The sequence below is a fragment of the Halomonas pelophila genome (genome assembly GCF_040196315.1).
Taxonomy (GTDB): Bacteria; Pseudomonadota; Gammaproteobacteria; order Pseudomonadales; family Halomonadaceae; genus Halomonas; species Halomonas pelophila.
This window is the reverse complement of the sequence record NZ_JBEGCI010000002.1, coordinates 202948-219775: the sequence shown is the minus strand read 5'-3', so window position 1 is coordinate 219775 and position 16828 is coordinate 202948. Positions and strand designations below refer to the sequence as shown.

At 70.7% G+C, this 16828-nt stretch carries 16 protein-coding genes and 1 other RNA gene; 4 read left to right on the top strand and 13 right to left on the bottom strand.

Going from position 1 to position 16828, the window contains the following annotated elements; all coding sequences use genetic code 11:
* Positions 1-37 precede the first annotated feature (37 nt).
* From murG to rsmI, 11 genes are all read right to left on the bottom strand, one after another.
* The gene (gene murG, locus ABE957_RS02825) at positions 38-1126 is read right to left on the bottom strand and encodes an undecaprenyldiphospho-muramoylpentapeptide beta-N-acetylglucosaminyltransferase (protein WP_349757156.1); all 1089 of its coding nucleotides are present in this window, start codon (positions 1124-1126) and stop codon (positions 38-40) included.
* On the bottom strand, positions 1123-2346 hold the full coding sequence (gene ftsW / locus ABE957_RS02820) for a putative lipid II flippase FtsW (protein WP_349757155.1): 1224 nt from the start codon (positions 2344-2346) through the stop codon (positions 1123-1125). The genes murG and ftsW overlap by 4 nt, the downstream gene beginning before the upstream one ends.
* Positions 2343-3719: a UDP-N-acetylmuramoyl-L-alanine--D-glutamate ligase gene (murD, locus tag ABE957_RS02815; protein WP_349757154.1), complete on the bottom strand. Its 1377-nt coding sequence runs from the start codon at positions 3717-3719 to the stop codon at positions 2343-2345. Before murD ends, ftsW begins: the two co-directional genes overlap by 4 nt.
* Positions 3720-3759: 40 nt before the next feature.
* Complete coding sequence (mraY, locus tag ABE957_RS02810; RefSeq protein WP_349757153.1) at positions 3760-4842, bottom strand: phospho-N-acetylmuramoyl-pentapeptide-transferase; 1083 nt, start codon at positions 4840-4842, stop codon at positions 3760-3762.
* 9 nt (positions 4843-4851) lie between these two features.
* Positions 4852-6219 carry a UDP-N-acetylmuramoyl-tripeptide--D-alanyl-D-alanine ligase gene (locus tag ABE957_RS02805; RefSeq protein ID WP_349757152.1) on the bottom strand — a complete coding sequence of 456 codons (1368 nt, stop codon included), beginning with the start codon at positions 6217-6219 and terminating at the stop codon, positions 4852-4854.
* Complete coding sequence (locus ABE957_RS02800) at positions 6216-7724, bottom strand: UDP-N-acetylmuramoyl-L-alanyl-D-glutamate--2,6-diaminopimelate ligase (RefSeq protein ID WP_349757151.1); 1509 nt, start codon at positions 7722-7724, stop codon at positions 6216-6218. The genes ABE957_RS02805 and ABE957_RS02800 overlap by 4 nt, the downstream gene beginning before the upstream one ends.
* Before the next feature lie 35 nt (positions 7725-7759).
* Complete coding sequence (locus tag ABE957_RS02795; RefSeq protein ID WP_349757150.1) at positions 7760-9475, bottom strand: peptidoglycan D,D-transpeptidase FtsI family protein; 1716 nt, start codon at positions 9473-9475, stop codon at positions 7760-7762.
* Positions 9472-9798, bottom strand: coding sequence for a cell division protein FtsL (gene ftsL, locus ABE957_RS02790; protein ID WP_349757149.1), 327 nt, complete (start codon positions 9796-9798; stop codon positions 9472-9474). Before ftsL ends, ABE957_RS02795 begins: the two co-directional genes overlap by 4 nt.
* Before the next feature lie 8 nt (positions 9799-9806).
* Positions 9807-10763 carry a 16S rRNA (cytosine(1402)-N(4))-methyltransferase RsmH gene (gene rsmH, locus ABE957_RS02785; RefSeq protein ID WP_349757148.1) on the bottom strand — a complete coding sequence of 319 codons (957 nt, stop codon included), beginning with the start codon at positions 10761-10763 and terminating at the stop codon, positions 9807-9809.
* Between the two features lie 52 nt (positions 10764-10815).
* Positions 10816-11181, bottom strand: an RNA gene (rnpB, locus tag ABE957_RS02780) — RNase P RNA component class A.
* 32 nt (positions 11182-11213) lie between these two features.
* Positions 11214-12071: a 16S rRNA (cytidine(1402)-2'-O)-methyltransferase gene (rsmI, locus tag ABE957_RS02775; protein WP_349757147.1), complete on the bottom strand. Its 858-nt coding sequence runs from the start codon at positions 12069-12071 to the stop codon at positions 11214-11216.
* Between the two features lie 58 nt (positions 12072-12129).
* Between rsmI and ABE957_RS02770 the strand changes: the two genes are divergently transcribed.
* From ABE957_RS02770 to ABE957_RS02755, 4 genes are read left to right on the top strand one after another with little or no spacing between them, the layout of a single operon-like run.
* On the top strand, positions 12130-13881 hold the full coding sequence (locus tag ABE957_RS02770; RefSeq protein WP_349757146.1) for a penicillin-binding protein activator: 1752 nt from the start codon (positions 12130-12132) through the stop codon (positions 13879-13881).
* On the top strand, positions 13865-14233 hold the full coding sequence (locus ABE957_RS02765; protein ID WP_349757145.1) for a YraN family protein: 369 nt from the start codon (positions 13865-13867) through the stop codon (positions 14231-14233). Before ABE957_RS02770 ends, ABE957_RS02765 begins: the two co-directional genes overlap by 17 nt.
* Before the next feature lie 37 nt (positions 14234-14270).
* Positions 14271-14864: a phosphoheptose isomerase gene (locus ABE957_RS02760; RefSeq protein ID WP_071941788.1), complete on the top strand. Its 594-nt coding sequence runs from the start codon at positions 14271-14273 to the stop codon at positions 14862-14864.
* Positions 14865-14868: 4 nt separating this feature from the next.
* Positions 14869-15447 (top strand): BON domain-containing protein, encoded by a 579-nt coding sequence (locus ABE957_RS02755; RefSeq protein ID WP_349757144.1) that lies wholly within the window; start codon positions 14869-14871, stop codon positions 15445-15447.
* Between the two features lie 127 nt (positions 15448-15574).
* Here the strand turns inward: ABE957_RS02755 and ABE957_RS02750 are convergent, their stop codons facing one another.
* Positions 15575-16042, bottom strand: coding sequence for a ClpXP protease specificity-enhancing factor (locus ABE957_RS02750; protein ID WP_349757143.1), 468 nt, complete (start codon positions 16040-16042; stop codon positions 15575-15577).
* Positions 16043-16094: 52 nt separating this feature from the next.
* Entirely contained in the window at positions 16095-16721 is a 627-nt protein-coding gene (gene sspA / locus ABE957_RS02745) for a stringent starvation protein SspA (RefSeq protein ID WP_349757142.1), read from the bottom strand.
* Positions 16722-16828 lie beyond the last annotated feature (107 nt).

Genomic DNA, 16828 nt, shown 5'->3' with positions numbered 1-16828 from the left:
CGGGGGTGTCGCCTGGCCGGGAACCGGCCCGAGGGTCTCATCGCTCAAAACCTGTCTCCATGCAACCGGCCACCAGGCGCTCGACGGCGTCGAGATGGGCACCGGCTCGCGCCCGTGCCGCCATGGTGGCGAGAATGTCGGGGTCCAGCAGCGTCGCCAGGCACTCGGCCAGCGCCGCTGCGCTCATGTCCTGCTGGGGCATCAGTCGGGCCGCCTGCTGATCGACCAGGGCCCGAGCGTTGGCCGTCTGATGATCGTCCACCGCGTGGGGGAAGGGCACGAAGAGCGCCGGCTTGGCCGCGGCGGCGAGCTCCGCCACGGTCAGGGCACCGGCCCGGCAGACCACCAGATCGGCCCAGTCATAGGCGCCGGCCATGTCGTCGATGAAGGCCGTGACCTCGGCCTCGACGCCCTGCGCTTCAAAGGCCTCGCGGGTCGCCTGATCCTTGTCGCGCCCGGCCTGGTGGCGCACCTCGGGGCGGCGTTCCCCGGGCAGGGCGGCCAGCGCCTCGGGCAGGCGCTCATTGAGGGCCTTGGCGCCCAGCGAACCGCCCACCACCAGCAGGCGAAGGCGTCGCCCTGTCATCTCGGCGGCGCTCCTGGGCACCCGGCCCAGCGCGGCGATCTCGGCCCGCACCGGGTTGCCGATCAGCTCGGCCCGGCCGGGAAAGGCCTGGGGAAAGGCGGCGTAGACGCGGCGCGCCAGGCGCGAGAGGGCGCGATTGGTCAGGCCCGCCACGGCGTTCTGCTCGTGGATCACCAGCGGACGGCGCATCAGCCAGGCCGCTAGCCCGCCGGGGCCGCTGGCGAAGCCGCCCAGGCCGACCACCAGCTGGGGGTCGACCTCGCGGATCACCCGCCGCGCCTGCCAGACCGCGCGCGCGAGATTCAGCGGCGCCAGCAGCCAGCCGGCCAGGCCGTTGCCGCGCAGGCCGCTCACCGCGATCCGCGACAACGGAATGCCGGCCTCGGGCACCAGGCGGTTCTCGATGCCGCGCGGGCTGCCGAGCCAGGCGACCTCGACGCCCTCCTCGGCCAGCCCCCGGGCCAGCGAGAGCGCGGGAATGACGTGGCCGCCGGTACCGCCGGCCATGATCAGGACACGACGTCCTGGCTGTCGACTCATGAGGTACTTCCTTGTGTCTTGCCGGCGCGGGGCGTCTTGCCTGACGAGGCCCGCCGGGCCGTGGGACGTGCCCGCCGGCGGACCTCGCGGGTCTCGATGTCGGCGCGCAGCAGCAGGGCGACCATCGCGCTGCTCACCACCAGGCTCGAGCCCCCGTAGCTGAGCAGCGGCAGGGTCAAGCCCTTGGTGGGCAGCATGCCGGTGCTCACGGCGATATTGATGAAGGCCTGGGCGCCGATCACCAGGGCGAAGCCGTAGCTCACGTAGGCGGCGAAGGCCAGGCCGGCGAGCTCAGCGCGGCGCCCCACCGCCATGGCGCGCCAGATCAGCAGGGCGAAGAGCCCCACCACGGCGATCGCGCCAACCAGGCCGAGCTCCTCGGCGAGCACCGCGAAGACGAAGTCGGTGTGGGCCTCAGGCAGGTAGAAGAGCTTCTGCACGCTGTTGCCGAGCCCCATGCCCAGCCAGTGTCCGCGCCCGAAGGCGATCAGCGCCTGGGTCAGCTGGTAGCCGCTGGCGAACTGGTCGGCCCAGGGGTCGGCGAAGCTGGTCAGGCGCGCCATCCGGTAGGGCTCGGCGACGGCGGCCAGGGCACCCAGCGCTCCCACCAGCAGCAGCAGCACCAGGAAGCGCCCCCAGGGCGCGCCGGCCATCAGCAGCATGCCCATCACCGCCCCGGTCATCACCACCACGGCACCGTAGTCGGGCTCGAAGATCAGCAGGCCCGCCACCACGGCCATCACCGCCAGGGGGCGCAGGAACGCCCCCCACTCGCGGCGCACCTGGGGCAGGAAACGCTCCAGGTAGCCGGCCATGTAGATGATCAGGCAGAACTTGGCGACCTCCGAGGCCTGCAGGTTGAAGGGCACGCCGGGCAGCGAGAGCCAGCGACGGCTGCCGTTGACCTCCCGGCCCACCAGCAGCACCAGCGCCAGCAGCGAGAGCCCCACCAGCAGCAGCAGCGGGCCGTTGGCCTTCCACCAGGCCAGCGGCACGCGCAGGGCCAGCACCCCGACGAACAGCGCCATCAACACGAAGGAGCCGTGACGCAGGCTGAAGTACCAGGCGTTGCCGGTCAGGCTCGAGGCGACCTCGCTGGAGGCCGAGGTCACCATCACCCAGCCGATCAGCAGCAGCGAGAGCGCGGCCAGCACCAGCCAGCCATCGAAGGGCTGATCGGCGGTGCTCAGGCGCTTTCGAAGACGCGCGAGCCGGCTCATGGCGTCGCCTCCGCCCGCTCAAGCACCGCGCGGCGGAAGGCCTCGCCGCGGGCCTGATAGTCGCGGAACTGATCGAGACTCGCGCAGGCTGGCGAGAGCAGCACGCAGTCGCCCGGCTCGGCGATCTCGGCGGCACGGGCCATCGCCGCCTCCAGGTCGTCGACCCGCGTCAACGGCAGGCCACCCGCCAGCGCGGCCTCGAGGCGCGAGGCATCCTCACCGAAGAGGATCGCCTCGCGGCCATGCCGGGCCAGGGGGGCCGCCAGGGGCCGGAAATCGGCGCCCTTGCCCACCCCGCCGGCCAGCAGGATCAGCCGCCCCTCGAGGGTCGGCCCCAGGCCCGCGATGGCGGCCAGGGTCGCCCCGACGTTGGTGCCCTTGGAGTCGTTGATCCAGCGCACGCCGTCGATCTCGGCCACCAGCTCGCCACGGTGGGGCAGTCCGGGAAAGCGCCGCAGCACCGCGATCATCGCGGCAGGCGGCAGCCCGAGACGGGTGCCCATCGCCATGGCGGCGAGCGCATTGGCCTGGTTATGGCGACCGGGCAGGCGCATCTCGGCGGCGGGCATCAGCGGCGTGTCGCCGTGCATCAGCCAGTCGGCCTCTTGAGAGCGGCCGATCCCCCACTCCCCCGGCTCGGGGGCGCGGGTGGTGAAGCGCTCCTCGGCGGGCAGCGGCGTCGCTGGCCAGGTCATGGGGTCCTCGGCGTTGATCACGCCGTGTCGGGCGCCGCGGAAGATGCCTAGCTTGGCATCGCGGTAGCCGGCCATGTCGCCGTGGCGGTCGAGATGATCCTCGGAGAGATTGAGGAAGGCCGCCGTCTCGGCGCCGAGCCGCGGCGTGGTCTCGAGCTGGAAGCTCGAAAGCTCCAGCACGAAGAGCTCGGCATCGGGCGCCTCAGCCAGCAGATCCAGAGCCGGGGTGCCGAGGTTGCCGCCCACGGCGACCCGGCGTCCGGCCTCGCGGGCCATCTCGCCGACCAGGGTGGTGACCGTGGACTTGGCGTTTGAACCGGTGATGGCGGCGATGGGCGCCCGAGCCGCGCGCACGAAGAGCGCGATCTCGCCGACCAGCAGCGGCTCACCGGTGGCCTCTCGAGTCCGCCCGGCGAGCGTGCCAAGCCCCGGTGTGGCCGGATCAACCCCCGGGCTCAGCACCACCTCCTCGACCTGTGAGAGGTCGAGGTCGCTGAGCGGCCCGCCGTGGAACTCGACGTCCGGGTGGGCGGCGCGGAAGTCCTCGATCCCGGGCGGCACGGCGCGGGTGTCGGCGACCATGAAGGGCACGCCGAGCCGGCTCAGGTGGCGACAGATGGCGCGCCCGGAGAGCCCGAGCCCGACCACCAGCGTCACTCCCTTCGGCACTTTGTGCATCTTGCGCTCCTTGCGGAAGGCGGTTCGGCCCCGAGGGCGATCAGCGGACCTTGAGGGTGGCCAGGCCGATCAGCACCAGCACCACGGTGATGATCCAGAAGCGCACGATGACGCGCGGCTCCGGCCAGCCCTTGAGCTCGTAGTGGTGGTGCAGCGGCGCCATGCGGAAGATGCGCCGCCCGGTCAGCTTGTAGGAACCCACCTGCAGGATCACCGAGACGGTCTCCATGACGAAGATCCCGCCCATGATGAACAGCACCACCTCCTGGCGCACGATCACCGCCACCACGCCTAGGGCCGCGCCCAGCGCCAGCGCCCCCACGTCGCCCATGAAGACCTGGGCCGGGTAGGTGTTGAACCACAAAAAGCCGAGCCCGGCCCCGGCGATGGTGGCGCAGAACACCGCCAGCTCGCCGGCGCCGGGGATGAAGGGGATCTGCAGGTAGTCGGAGAAGACCGTGTTGCCGCTGGCATAGGCGAACACCGCGAGTCCCATGGCCACCAGCACGGTGGGCATGATCGCCAGGCCGTCGAGGCCGTCGGTGAGGTTGACCGCGTTGGAGCTGCCGACGATGACCAGGTAGGTCAGCACCACGTAGAAGACGCCCAGCGGCAGCACGAACTCCTTGAACACCGGCACGATCAGGCTGGTCTCCACCGGCGAGGCCGCCGTGACGTAGAGCAGCACCGCCGCCGACAGGCCGATCAGAGACTGCCAGAAGTACTTCCAGCGGGCCGGCAGTCCGCGGGGGTTCTTCTCCACCACCTTGCGGAAGTCGTCGACCCAGCCGATGGCGCCGAAGCCCAGCGTCACCGCCAGCACCAGCCACACGTAGTGGTTGCTCAGATCGCCCCACAGCAGGGTGCTCACGGCGATGGCCATCAGGATCATCGCGCCGCCCATGGTCGGGGTGCCGGCCTTGGAGAGGTGCGACTGGGGACCGTCGTCGCGCACCGCTTGGCCGATCTGGCGCTCCACCAGGCGGCGGATCATCACCGGACCGAGCCACAGGCAGAGCACCAGGGCGGTCAGGGTCCCCAGGATCATGCGCAGGGTCAGGTAGTCGAAAACGTTGAAGGCGCTCTGGAATTGCGCCAGGAAGTCAGCCAGAAAGAGCAGCATGTAGTGCGTTCACCTTGAAGCATCCGCGCGCAGGGCGGCCACGACGTGTTCCATGCCGGCACTGCGCGAGCCCTTGACCAGCACGCTGGCCCCGGGCGGTAGATGGTGGAGGACGTGGCGCGTCAGCGCCTCCCGATCGTCGAAGTGGGTCCCGCCTTCACCGAAGGCCTGGCTGGCCGGCCGTGCCGGCTCGCCCAGGGTACCCAGGAAGTCGATTCCCCGTTCCCGCGCGTAGTGTCCGAGCTCGGCATGCAGCCGGTCGGACTCGCCCCCCAGTTCTCCCATGGCACCCAGCAGGCACCAGTGCGGCCCGGGCAGCGTCACGAGAACATCGAGCGCCGCCTTCACCGCGCCGGGGTTGGCATTGTAAGTATCGTCCAAGAGTCGCGTGGACTTGAGGCCCTCCACGGCGCTCAGTCGGCCCGGCATCGGCGCCGCCGCCTCGAGCCCGGCCAGCACGTCGGCCTCCGCCAGGCCCATGGCCAGGGCCGCCGCTGAGGCCGCGAGGGCATTGGCCACGTTGTGGCGCCCCATCAGGGCCAGCCGCAGCCGGCCGATCTCGCGGCCGTCCCGGACAAGCGTGAAAGCATAGCGGCCAAGGGCGTCGCAGGCCAGCGCCTCGGCGCGCACGCGCGCCCGAGAATCCAGCCCGAAGTCGAGCACCTCCCGAGGCGCGGCGAGGCGCGCCCAGGTGGCGTAGAAGGCGTCGTCACGATTGAGCACCGCCACGCCGTCGTCGGGCAGGCCGGTGAGGATCTCGGCCTTGGCCTGGGCGATGCGCCCCGTGCCGCCGAACTCGCCGACGTGGGCGTCGGTGACGTTGGTGATGATCGCCACCTGGGGCGCGGCCAGGGCCGTCGTCCAGGCGATCTCGCCCAGGTGGTTGGCGCCGAGCTCCACCACCGCCTGGCGGTGGGTCGATTCGAGGGCCAGCAGCGTCAGCGGTGCGCCGATGTCGTTATTGAGGTTGCCTTGGGTGGCGAGCGTCGCGCCGCGACGACTCAGCAGGGTCGCCAGCATCTGCTTGACCGTGGTCTTGCCGCTGTTGCCGGTGACGGCGACCAGGTTCCCGCCCCAGGCCCGGCGGCGCGCCCGGGCGAGCAGCCCCAGGGCGAGTCGGGTGTCGGCCACCACCAGCTGGGGCAGCGGATCGTCCACCGGCCGCTCGACCAGCGCCGCCACGGCGCCGGCCTCGCGCGCCTGGGCCACGAAGTCGTGGGCGTCGAAGCGCTCGCCGACCAGCGCCACGAACAGCGCGCCGGAAGCGAGGCGCCGGGTGTCGGTGACGATGGCGCCGATGTCGGCATCCTCGGCGGGCGCGGGCAGCCCCAGGGCGTCCACGACCTCGCCAAGCGTGCCCAGGCCGACGCCGCTCATCGCGCGCCCTCCTCGACTCGGCGCGCTAGGCCGCGCTCGGCCTCGGCGAGATCCGAGAAGGCGTGGCGAACGCCCGCCACCTCCTGATAGTCCTCGTGGCCCTTGCCGGCGATCAGCACCACGTCGTCGGGAGCGGCCTCGGCCAGCACCCGGGCGATGGCCGCGCCGCGACCGTCGACCTCGAAGATCTCGCTGCCGGCGTTATCGTCCAGGCCCGCGAGTATCTGGGCGCGAATCGCCTCGGGTGCCTCGCCGCGGGGGTTGTCGTCGGTCACCACCAGCACGTCGGCATGGCGCGCCGCGGCCTCGGCCATCAGCGGACGCTTGCCGCTGTCGCGATCGCCGCCGCAGCCGAACAGGCACCACAGCCGCCCCTCGCCCGGCAGATGCGCGCGCAGCGCCGCCAGGGCATTGTCCAGCGCGGCCGGGGTATGGGCATAGTCGATGACCACCGTGGGGGCGCCCGGGCGCGACAGCGGCTCCATGCGTCCCGGCACCGGGGCAAGCTCGGCCGCCGCGGCGAAGAGCGCCTCGAGGGAGTGCCCCAGGCCATGCAGGGTGGCGATGGCCAGCAGCACGTTGTCCAGGGTGAAGCGGCCCATCAGCGACAGCTCGAGCTCACGCTCGCCGTCGGGGGTGGCGATCAACGCGCGCTGGCCACCGCCGTGGGCGAGCCACTCGACGACGCGCAGGGTCACCGCCTCGTCCTTGCCCACCGCGAGCACGCGCACGCCGCGGTGCACGCCGGCGAGCATCAGTCGCGCCAGGGGATCGTCGCCGTTGACCACGGCGAGCTCGAGCTCATGGCGACGGAACAGCCGCGCCTTGGCGGCGGCATAGGCCGCCATGCTGCCGTGATAGTCCAGGTGATCGCGGCTCAGGTTGGTGAATACCGCCGCCTGGACGCTTGCGCCGTCGAGACGCCCCTGCTCCAGGGCATGGGAAGAGGCCTCCATGGCGACACGCGTCACGCCCTCGGCGGCCAGCTCGCCCAGCGCCGCCTGCAGCGCCAGGGGACCGGGGGTGGTCAGGCTGCCCCCCGTCAGGGCGCCGGGGCGGCCATGGCCCAGGGTGCCGATCAGCCCGGACTCCACGCCGAGGGCCTGGCTCAGCGCGGCCAGGTAGTGCGTCACCGAGCTCTTGCCGTTGGTGCCGGTCACCCCGACCAGCGCCATCTCCTTGGGGACGCCGAAGAGCACCCGGCCCAGCTCGCCCTGCGCCTCGCGCAGCCCCGCCAGCCACAGCACGCGTTCCTGCTGCGGCCCGGGCCGGCCATCGTCGTGAGCCAGCACCAGCGCCGCCCCGGCGGCCAGCGCCTGGTCGATGAAGTCGCGACCGTCGACCGCCACCCCGGGCACCGCGACGAAGACATCGCCGGCGCCGACGCGACGACTGTCGAGCACCAGGTTAACCCTGTCGGGCAGGCGGAGGCCTGCCAGGGCGTGGCGGCAGTCGGGCCAGAGTCCGACCAGGCCCGCCTCGAGTCGCTCGGCATTCAGCTGCATCTCGTCTCTCCTAAACTTGCGACCTGAACTGGCGATCATGAATCCGGGGCCCGGGCATCCGGGGGCACGTCGAGCAGGCGCAGGGCGTTGCCGGCCACCCGCGAGAAGACCGGGGCCGCCACCGCCCCGCCGTAGTAGCTGTCGCCCCGTGGGTGGTCGATCATCACCACGGTGACGATCCGCGGATCCGAGACCGGGGCGATACCGACGAACAGGCTGCGATAGGCCTTCTCCTGATACCCGCCCGGGGCGTTCTTGCGCACGGTGCCGGTCTTGCCGGCGACCCGGTAGCCCGGCACCAGGGCCCGACGGGCGCCGGTGCCGGGCGCGACGACCCGATCCATCATCCCCAGTATCCGCCGGGCCACCTCGGGCTCGATGACCGGCTCGCCCGCCGGCGGCGCGGCGAGCTTGAGGAGCGAGGGCGGCAGACGGCTCCCCTCGTTGGCGATGGCGGTGAAGGCGCTGGCCAGCTGCAGCGCCGAGACCGACAGGCCATAGCCGTAGGAGAGGGCCGCCCACTGGCTGCTCGACCAGCGCACCGGGGCCGGGATACTGCCGGTGGCCTCGCCGGGGAAGCCGGTACCCGGGCTCTGCCCCAGGCCCAGGGCGCGATAGGTGGCGGGGATCACCGGCTCCTCCAGGCGCAGGGCCAGCTTGGACATGCCGACGTTCGAGGATTTCCGGAGGATGCCGGCCAGGTCCAGCTCACCGTAGTTGCGGATGTCCTTGATGGTGAAGCGGTCGATGACCATCCAGCCGGGCGAGGTGTCGACCACCGTGCCCGGCGAGACCGCGCCATGCTCGATCATCGACGCCATGGCCAGGGGCTTCACCACCGACCCCGGCTCGTAGGTGTCGACGATGGCTCGGTTGCGCAGCCCCTGGGGGTCGAGTCCGGCCCGGTCGTTGGGGTTGTAGGAGGGCTGGTTGGCCATGGCCAGCACCTCGCCGCTGCGGGCATCGAGCATCACCACGCTGCCGCCGTCGGCATCGTGCTCAGTGACCGCGGCCTTGAGCTCGCGATAGGCCATGTACTGCAGACGCTGATCCAGCGCCAGGGTCAGGTCGCCGCCGGGCTGCGCTTCCTGCAGAAGTTCCAGGTCGCGCACCAGGCGACCGCGACGGTCCTTGAGCACCCGGCGCTTGCCGGGAACGCCGGCGAGGTAGGGCTGGTAGGCGAGCTCGAGGCCCTCCTGGCCCAGGTCATCGATATTGGTCACGCCCAGCAGCTGGGCGCTCACCTCACCCGCCGGGTAGTAACGCTTGTACTCCTCGCGGGCGTGCACGCCGGGCACCCGCAGGGCGAGCACCCGCTGGGCCGCCTCGGGGGTCATGCGGCGCCGCAGGTACATGAACTCGCGCGTCGAGTAGCGTGCGATGCGCTCGTTGAGGGTGTCGAGCTCCAGCCCGAGGGCGTTGGCCAGCATCAGGCGCTGGATGTCGTCGTCCGGCAGGTCCTGCGGGTTGACCCAGAGGGTCACCACCGGCGTGGAGATGGCCAGCGGCTCGCCGTGGCGGTCGGTGATCATGCCACGATGGGCGGGGATGGTATCGGTGCGCAGGGTGCGGGCATCGCCCTGCCCCTGCAGGAAGGGGCGGTCGAAGACGTGCAGGTCGACGATGCGCCCGGCCAGCAGGGCCAGCCCCAGCACCACCAGGGTCATCATCACCCGATAGCGCGCCTTGCCCATGGGGGCCGTGGGCGGGGGACGACGCGGCGTCACGCCGCTGCGCGCGTCGGCGCTCATGGCTGGATGACCTCGACCTCGTCGATATCGGGCAGGCGCATCTCCAGGCGTTCCTGGGCCAGGCGCTCGATGCGCGCCGGCGAGGACCAGGCGCTCTCCTCGAGCAGCAGCTGGCCCCACTCGGTCTGCAGCTGCTGCTGCTCGCGCTCGAGCTCCTGCAGGCGGGCGTACTGATCGCGGGTCAGGTGGCTGGTGGTGATGACCGCCAGGGCCGAGACCAGGCAGACCGCCATCAGCAACGTGACCAGCAGCAGCGCCGGCGACGCGCCGAGGCGCAGGGGCCACCCGAAGGAAGAGGTTACCGCGGAGCGTCCCTGTGCCATGGCGAGCCTCAGTATCGCTTGCGCGCTACACGCATCACCGCGCTGCGCGCCCGGGGATTCTCCTGCACCTCCTCGGCGGAGGGGCGGCGCGCCTTGCCGAGCGACTCGAGGCGCCGCTTCAACTGATCGTCGCGGACCGGGATGCCCCGCGGCAGGTCAGTGTCGCCGCGCACGTGGTCGCGGATGAAACGCTTGACGCGGCGATCCTCCAGCGAATGGAAGCTGATCACCACTAGGTGCCCGCCCGGGGCGAGGGCCTCGAGGGCCGCGTCGAGGGCGGCGTCGAGTTGTTCCAGCTCGCCGTTGACCTGGATGCGCAGCGCCTGGAAGACGCGGGTCGCGGGGTGCTTGCCCTTCTCCCAGGCGGGATGGGCGGCCTTGACCACCTCGGCGAGATCCGCGGTGCGCTCGAAGGGGCGCTCGGCGCGCCGCGCCACGATGGCGCGGGCCAGGCGGCGGGCGAAGCGCTCCTCGCCGTAGCTCTTGAAGACGCGCACGATCTCGCCCTCGCCGGCGCGCGCCAGGAAGTCGGCGGCACTCTCGCCATGCTCGGGATCCATGCGCATGTCCAGCGGGCCGTCGCGCAGGAAGCTGAAGCCGCGCTCGGGGTCGTCGAGCTGGGGCGAGGAGACGCCGACGTCGAGCAGCACCCCGGAGAGCCGGCCGTGCAGGCCACGACGTTCGGCGATCTCGTCGAGGCGGGCGAACTCGCCGCGCTCGATGGCGAAGCGGGGATCGGTGATACCGCCGGCCTCGGCGATCGCCTGGGGATCGCGGTCGATGGCCAGCAGCTGCCCCGCGGGACCGAGCCGCTCGAGGATGGCGCGGGAATGGCCGCCGCGACCGAAGGTACCGTCGAGGTAGACCCCGTCGGCATCGTGGATCAGCGCCTCCACGGCGCCATCGAGCAGCACGCTGGCATGACGAAAGCCGCGGACGGGCTGTTCAGGGGCGGATGGCGGCATGCGCGTCTCGATGGTGGGGAGATGAAGGGCCGTTCGCGACGGCAATGTTCGAAGTGGGAGTCGGCCGGTAAGCCGGGTTCTGTCGTGGACAGTCATTCCTCTAGGAGCCGCGTCACCACGGCCCTCCAGCAACCTACCCGAACCCAGCGCGGGCCACGCCATGGGGTTCCTATTTGGTCTTGCTCCGAGTGGGGTTTACCGTGCCACGCACTGTTGCCAGGCGCGCGGTGCGCTCTTACCGCACCCTTTCACCCTTACCGGCCTCCCGAAGGAGACGTAGGCGGTCTGCTCTCTGCTGCACTTTCCGTCGGCTCGCGCCGCCCAGGCGTTACCTGGCACTCTGCCCTATGGAGCCCGGACTTTCCTCCCCCAGCGTCGATGCGAGATCGACGTCGGCGGCGACTGTCTGGCCAACTCCCGCGGCAAGGATACCAGCGCCCGGGCGTCGCCTCAATGACCGTCCTTGAGCGCCTGGGCCCTGGCGTACCACTCCTTCTTCACGCCGCCCAGCACCCGCGAGGCCACCGCGGCGACCTGCTTGACCCCCACCCCCTCGGCGAGCAGGGCCCTGAGCAGGACATCGGCCTCCACCGCCGACTGCTCGACATCCTCGCGGCGGGCGGCACCGGCCACCATCACCACGAATTCGCCGCGGGCCTGATCCGGGTCTGCCTCCATGCGGGCGATAAGCTCCTGGGCACTGCCGTCGAGGAAGGTCTCGAAGGTCTTGGTCAGCTCCCGAGCCAGCACCACCCGGCGCTCGCCCAGCACACTGTCCAGATCGGCCAGGGTGTCGCGGACCCGATGGGGCGACTCATAGAACACCAGGGTCTCCTCGCGGGCGGCGAGGGCCTCCAGCCTGGCGCGGCGGGTCCCGCCCTTGGCGGGGAGGAAGCCCTGGAACAGGAAACGATCGGTGGGCAGCCCCGCCGCGCTGAGCGCCGCGACCAGGGCACAGGGACCCGGGAGGGGCACGATGCGGCGCCCCCGGGCCCGGAGCTCGCGCACCAGCACGAACCCCGGATCGCTGATCAGCGGCGTGCCGGCATCCGAGACCAGCGCGATGTCCTCGCCGGCGGCGAGCCGGGCGTCCAGGGTATCGACCCGCGCGGCCTCGTTGTGCTCGTGCAGCGAGAGCATCGGGCGCGACAGGCCCAGGTGGCGCAGCAGTCGGCCGCTGTGGCGGGTGTCCTCGGCGGCGATCAGCGCCACCTCACCGAGCACCCGAGCGGCCCTCGGGCTCAGGTCGTCCAGATTCCCAATCGGAGTGGCGACCACGTACAATGAACCGGCAGGCGTATCGGACATCTCGACTCCTGGATGCTCTGGTGGGACGTTCTGGGTCATGGAAACAAGGGAAGGAATCATGAAGATCTCGTTACGCGGCCCGCTGGCCGTTGCGCTGACCGCGCTGCTCCTCGCGGGCTGCAGTTTCCAGCCGGGCATCATCGAGCGACAGCCCGACGTCGATCCCGAGCGCCTGCTCGAGCAGGCCGAACAGCAGACGCCCGAACAGGCCGCCGCGTCCCGCCTGGAAGCGGCCGATATCCTAGCACGCCGGGGCGATCGCACCCAGGCGCTGGAGGTCGCCAAGCAGGTCGACGACAGCCGCCTGGAACGCCAGGCCCGCGTGCGCTGGGCCCTGCTGCTCTCCGAGCTTGGCGAGGCCGAGGGCGATCCCTGGGCGGTCATCCAGGCCGGACAGCTGCTCGATGAGATCGAGCTGCCCCGCGAGGCCTCGCTGACCGTGCGCGAACGCCTCGGCCGGGCGCTTGCCGAGGTCGACGAACCCCTCGCCGCCGCCCGGGCGCTGATCCGGGTCCAGGCCGAGACCGAGCGCGAGGACCTCAACGATCCGATCTGGGCACAGCTCTCCCGGCTGGACCGTCGCGAACTCGGCACGCTGCGCGACGACGGCGACGACCTGACCGAAGGCTGGGTCGCCCTGACCGAGCTGGTGCGCTCCACCGGCAGCGACATCCAGCGCCTGTTCGCGCGCCTTGATGACTGGCGCGAGCGCTACCGCGGCCACCCGGCGGCCCGGCGCCTGCCCGCCGAGATCACCGCGCTGGGCGAGCTGCGCGGACAGCGCGTCGATCATATCGCCGTGCTGCTGCCCGAGTCCGGCCCCCTCGCGGGCATCGCCGAGGCGACCCGCCAGGGCATCCGCACCCACCATCTGGCGGGGGTCGACGGCGGCGCCCAGCTGAGCTTCATCGACAGCAGCAGCGGCAACATGGAGGCCCTCTATCGGGAGGCCGCCGCCCTCGGCGCCCAGGTGGTGATCGGCCCGCTGGATAAGGATGTCGTCAGCCGACTCGAGCAGGGCGACCGGGTGCCGATGCCGACCCTCGCGCTCAATTATGGCCGCGGCGAGCGCAACCGGGCCAAGGGACTCTTCCAGTACGGCCTGTCCGCCGAGGACGAGGCGCGCCAGGCCGCCCAGCGCGCCTTCAGCGACGGCCATCGCCTGGCCTCCCTGCTGGTCCCGGACAATGGCTGGGGACGCCGGGTGGGCGAGGCCTTCTGGAACACCTGGCGTGACCTGGGCGGCGAGGTCGCCAATGCGGTTCGCTACAACCCCGGGGCACCCGCCACCGAGAGCGCCAAGCGGGCGGCCACCAACCCCAAGCCCGACATGCTGTTCCTGCTGGCCCTGCCCGACTACGCTCGCCAGGTACCGCCCAACCTGGACTACGCCTACAGCGGCGACCTGCCGATCTACGCCACCTCGCACCTGTACGAGGGCCGACGCCAGCCGCGCCTGGACGCCGACCTGAACGACGTGATGTTCGCCGATATCCCCTGGCAGATTCCCGATGCGGCGGTGGGCGGCGTGGAGGCCCTGCCCTTCCTCGCCAGCTACCGTGAGCTGCGCGACGAGTCCAACTCGGCGATGTTTCGCCTGATGGCCATGGGCGTGGATGCCTATGAGCTGGCCCTGCGCATGCCGCAGCTGCGGGCGATCGGCGGTACCGAGCTGTTCGGCGCCACCGGCACGCTGAGCGCGGAAGACGACGGCCGCATCCAGCGCCGCCTGCCCTGGGCCCGCTTCGTCGACGGCGTGCCCCAGCCCGTGCTGAGCCCCGGCGTGTTCGGCGATGACCGGACCCCGTGACGCCCGCGCCCGCGGCGGCGCCATCGAGCGGCTCGCCGCCCGCTGGCTCGTCGACCGCGGGCTGACCCTCGAGGCGAGCAACCAGCATGCCAAGGGCGGCGAGATCGACCTGGTGATGCGCGATGGCGAGGTCCTGGTGTTCGTCGAGGTGCGCCACCGCGCCGACAGCCGCCACGGGCACCCGCTCGAGACCATCACCCCCACCAAGCAGCGCCGCCTGATCCAGGCGGCGCGTTTTTATCTCCAGCGCAACCGGCTATCATGTGCCTGCCGCTTCGACGTGCTGGCCGTGATCGGCACGCCACCCGACCTCGAGATCGACTGGGTCGCGAACGCCTTCGAAGCGCCCTGACCGGTCAAGCCACTCTGCCAAAGGACCCGGAACCCGCATGGATTTCCAGCAGCGCATACTCGGCCACTTCAACGCCAGCATCGACACCAAGACCTACGCCAGCGAAGTGCTCCCCCCCTTCATCGAGGTCGCCAGCCAGATGATGGTCCAGTGCCTGGTCAACGAGGGCAAGATCCTGGCCTGCGGCAACGGCGGCAGCGCCGGCGACAGCCAGCACTTCTCCTCGGAGCTGCTCAACCGCTTCGAACGCGAGCGCCCCAGCCTGCCGGCCCTGGCCCTGACCACCGACACCTCGACGCTGACCTCCATCGCCAACGACTACAGCTACAACGAGGTCTTCTCGAAGCAGATTCGCGCCCTGGGCCAGCCCGGCGACATCCTGCTGGCGATCTCCACCAGCGGCAACTCCGCCAACGTCATCCAGGCCATCCAGGCCGCCCATGACCGCGACATGACGGTGATCGCCCTGACCGGCCGTGATGGCGGCGACATGGCCTCGCTGCTGGGCCAGGACGACTGCGAGATCCGCGTGCCGGCGACCTCCACGGCGCGCATCCAGGAGGTCCACCTGCTGGCCATTCACTGCCTCTGCGATCTGATCGACGAGCAACTCTTCGGCACAAGCGAGTAACCCCATGACCAAGACGTCCCTGCTGACGCCCCTGCTGCTCAGCGTGGCCCTCGGCCTCGCCGGCTGCACCACCGTGACCGGCGTGACCAACCCCGGCACCATCGACGAGAACTACGGGGAGCGCACCTTCGGCACGCAGGTCGAGGACCAGAGCATCGAGACCAAGGTCGCCCACAACCTCGGCCGCACCGATGCCCGGCTGGCCGACGCCCGCATCAACGTCGACAGCTTCAACGGCGTGGTGCTGCTCACCGGTCAGGTGCCGAGCGACGAGCTGAAGGCCACCGCTGGGCGCGTCGCCGGCGCGGTGCGCAACGTGCGCGAGGTGCACAACGAGCTCGCGATCGCCGCCAACCTGCCGGCCAGCCAGCGCCTCGCCGACACCTGGCTGCGCACCCGCATCAACTCCCACCTGGTCGCCGACCAGGAGATCGATTCCGGACGCGTCCAGGTGATCACCGAGAACGACAGCGTCTACCTGATGGGCATCGTCACCCGCAGCGAGGCCGAGCGCATCGTGCGCTCCGTGGCGGGCCTGGGCGGCATGCAGCGCATCGTCAAGGTCTTCGACTACCTGGACTGAGCGCGCCCCTGAAACGCAAGACGGCAGGCCAAAGGCCTGCCGTCTTGCGTTGTCGCGCCGCTTTTCTGACTTGCCGACTACTGACTTATCTTGCGTTGGCGGGTCGCCCGGCGCGCGAAGGATCGGCTCACTTGACGACGCGCAGGGAGGGACGCCCCTTGCGCGGCCGGGACTCGTCCTCGCTCTCGGACGGGGCATCGCCGGCCTCTTCGCCGGCATCGACCGAGCTCTCCACCTCGCTGAGGGGGGAGGCGTCTTCCGCCTCATCGGCCTCGATCGGCATCACCGGCTCATGACCGAAGACCATGCCGACGCCGTTCTCGCGGGCGTAGATGGCGATCAGTGCCTCCATGGGCACCATCACCTGCATGGGTTGCCCGCCGAAGCGTGCCGAAAAGCTGACCGCCGCGTTCTCCATGGCGAAGTCACGGATGGCGCTCGGCGCCAGGTTCAGCACGATCTGGCCGTTCTGGACGAACTGTCGCGGCACCTCGACGCCCGCCTGCTCGGCGTCGACGACGATATAGGGCGTCAGTTCGTTATCCAGCAGCCACTGGTACAGGGCCCTGGCCATATAGGGACGGCTCGACTGCATATTTGGCCCTCCTGGGGTAGGCCCCCGGCCGTGCCGGGGGATGCAGGGTAGATCAGGAACGCATCTCGCGTTCGTTCTCGCTGAGCGCCGCCTTGAAGCCATCGCGGCCGAAGACCCGCTCCATGTAGCCGAGCAGCGGCTTGACCTGCTTCTCGGGCAGTTCGATGCCGAGCGCCGGCAGGCGCCAGAGGATCGGCGCCAGGCAGCAGTCCACCAGCGTGAACTCGTCGCTCATGAAGTAGGGCATGTCCTCGAAGATCGGCGAGATACCGACCAGGCTCTCGCGCAGCTCCTTGCGGGCCTTCTCCACGTCCTTCTTGGCACCGTTCTGAATCTGCTCGACCAGCGGGCACCATTCGCGCTCGATGCGATGCATCCACAGCCGGCTCTTGGCCCGCGCCACCGGATAGACCGGCAGCAGCGGCGGATGCGGGAAGCGCTCGTCCAGGTACTCCATCATCACCTTGGATTCATAGAGCACCAGGTCGCGATCGAGCAGCGTGGGCACGCTGTTGTAGGGATTGAGGTCGGCGAGCTCCTCGGGGCGCTGCTCGTCGCTCACCTCGACGATGTCCACGGCCACGCCCTTTTCGGCGAGCACGATGCGCACTCGATGACTGAAATGGTCATCCCCACCGGAGTAGAAGATCATCGACGACCGCTTGGCCACTACACCCATGAAACAATCCTCGCATCAGTTCGTGCCGGGATGATAACACGACCGCCCCCATCTTGAGGGCGATCGCGCCGCCCGGTATCGGGCAAAAAGCATCGGGGCGCACGGCC

Excerpts from the sequence above, each read along its gene's own strand:
- ftsL (WP_349757149.1), bottom strand. The coding sequence starts at position 9,798 with ATGGCACAGGGACGCTCCGCGGTAACCTCTTCCTTCGGGTGGCCCCTG.
- ABE957_RS02765 (WP_349757145.1), top strand. The coding sequence starts at position 13,865 with ATGACCGGACCCCGTGACGCCCGCGCCCGCGGCGGCGCCATCGAGCGG.
- ABE957_RS02800 (WP_349757151.1), bottom strand. The coding sequence starts at position 7,724 with ATGCAGCTGAATGCCGAGCGACTCGAGGCGGGCCTGGTCGGACTCTGG.
- murG (WP_349757156.1), bottom strand. The coding sequence starts at position 1,126 with ATGAGTCGACAGCCAGGACGTCGTGTCCTGATCATGGCCGGCGGTACC.
- ABE957_RS02760 (WP_071941788.1), top strand. The coding sequence starts at position 14,271 with ATGGATTTCCAGCAGCGCATACTCGGCCACTTCAACGCCAGCATCGAC.
- murD (WP_349757154.1), bottom strand. The coding sequence starts at position 3,719 with ATGCACAAAGTGCCGAAGGGAGTGACGCTGGTGGTCGGGCTCGGGCTC.
- ftsW (WP_349757155.1), bottom strand. The coding sequence starts at position 2,346 with ATGAGCCGGCTCGCGCGTCTTCGAAAGCGCCTGAGCACCGCCGATCAG.
- sspA (WP_349757142.1), bottom strand. The coding sequence starts at position 16,721 with ATGGGTGTAGTGGCCAAGCGGTCGTCGATGATCTTCTACTCCGGTGGG.
- mraY (WP_349757153.1), bottom strand. The coding sequence starts at position 4,842 with ATGCTGCTCTTTCTGGCTGACTTCCTGGCGCAATTCCAGAGCGCCTTC.
- ABE957_RS02770 (WP_349757146.1), top strand. The coding sequence starts at position 12,130 with ATGAAGATCTCGTTACGCGGCCCGCTGGCCGTTGCGCTGACCGCGCTG.
- ABE957_RS02750 (WP_349757143.1), bottom strand. The coding sequence starts at position 16,042 with ATGCAGTCGAGCCGTCCCTATATGGCCAGGGCCCTGTACCAGTGGCTG.
- rsmI (WP_349757147.1), bottom strand. The coding sequence starts at position 12,071 with ATGTCCGATACGCCTGCCGGTTCATTGTACGTGGTCGCCACTCCGATT.
- ABE957_RS02795 (WP_349757150.1), bottom strand. The coding sequence starts at position 9,475 with ATGAGCGCCGACGCGCGCAGCGGCGTGACGCCGCGTCGTCCCCCGCCC.
- ABE957_RS02755 (WP_349757144.1), top strand. The coding sequence starts at position 14,869 with ATGACCAAGACGTCCCTGCTGACGCCCCTGCTGCTCAGCGTGGCCCTC.
- rsmH (WP_349757148.1), bottom strand. The coding sequence starts at position 10,763 with ATGCCGCCATCCGCCCCTGAACAGCCCGTCCGCGGCTTTCGTCATGCC.
- ABE957_RS02805 (WP_349757152.1), bottom strand. The coding sequence starts at position 6,219 with ATGAGCGGCGTCGGCCTGGGCACGCTTGGCGAGGTCGTGGACGCCCTG.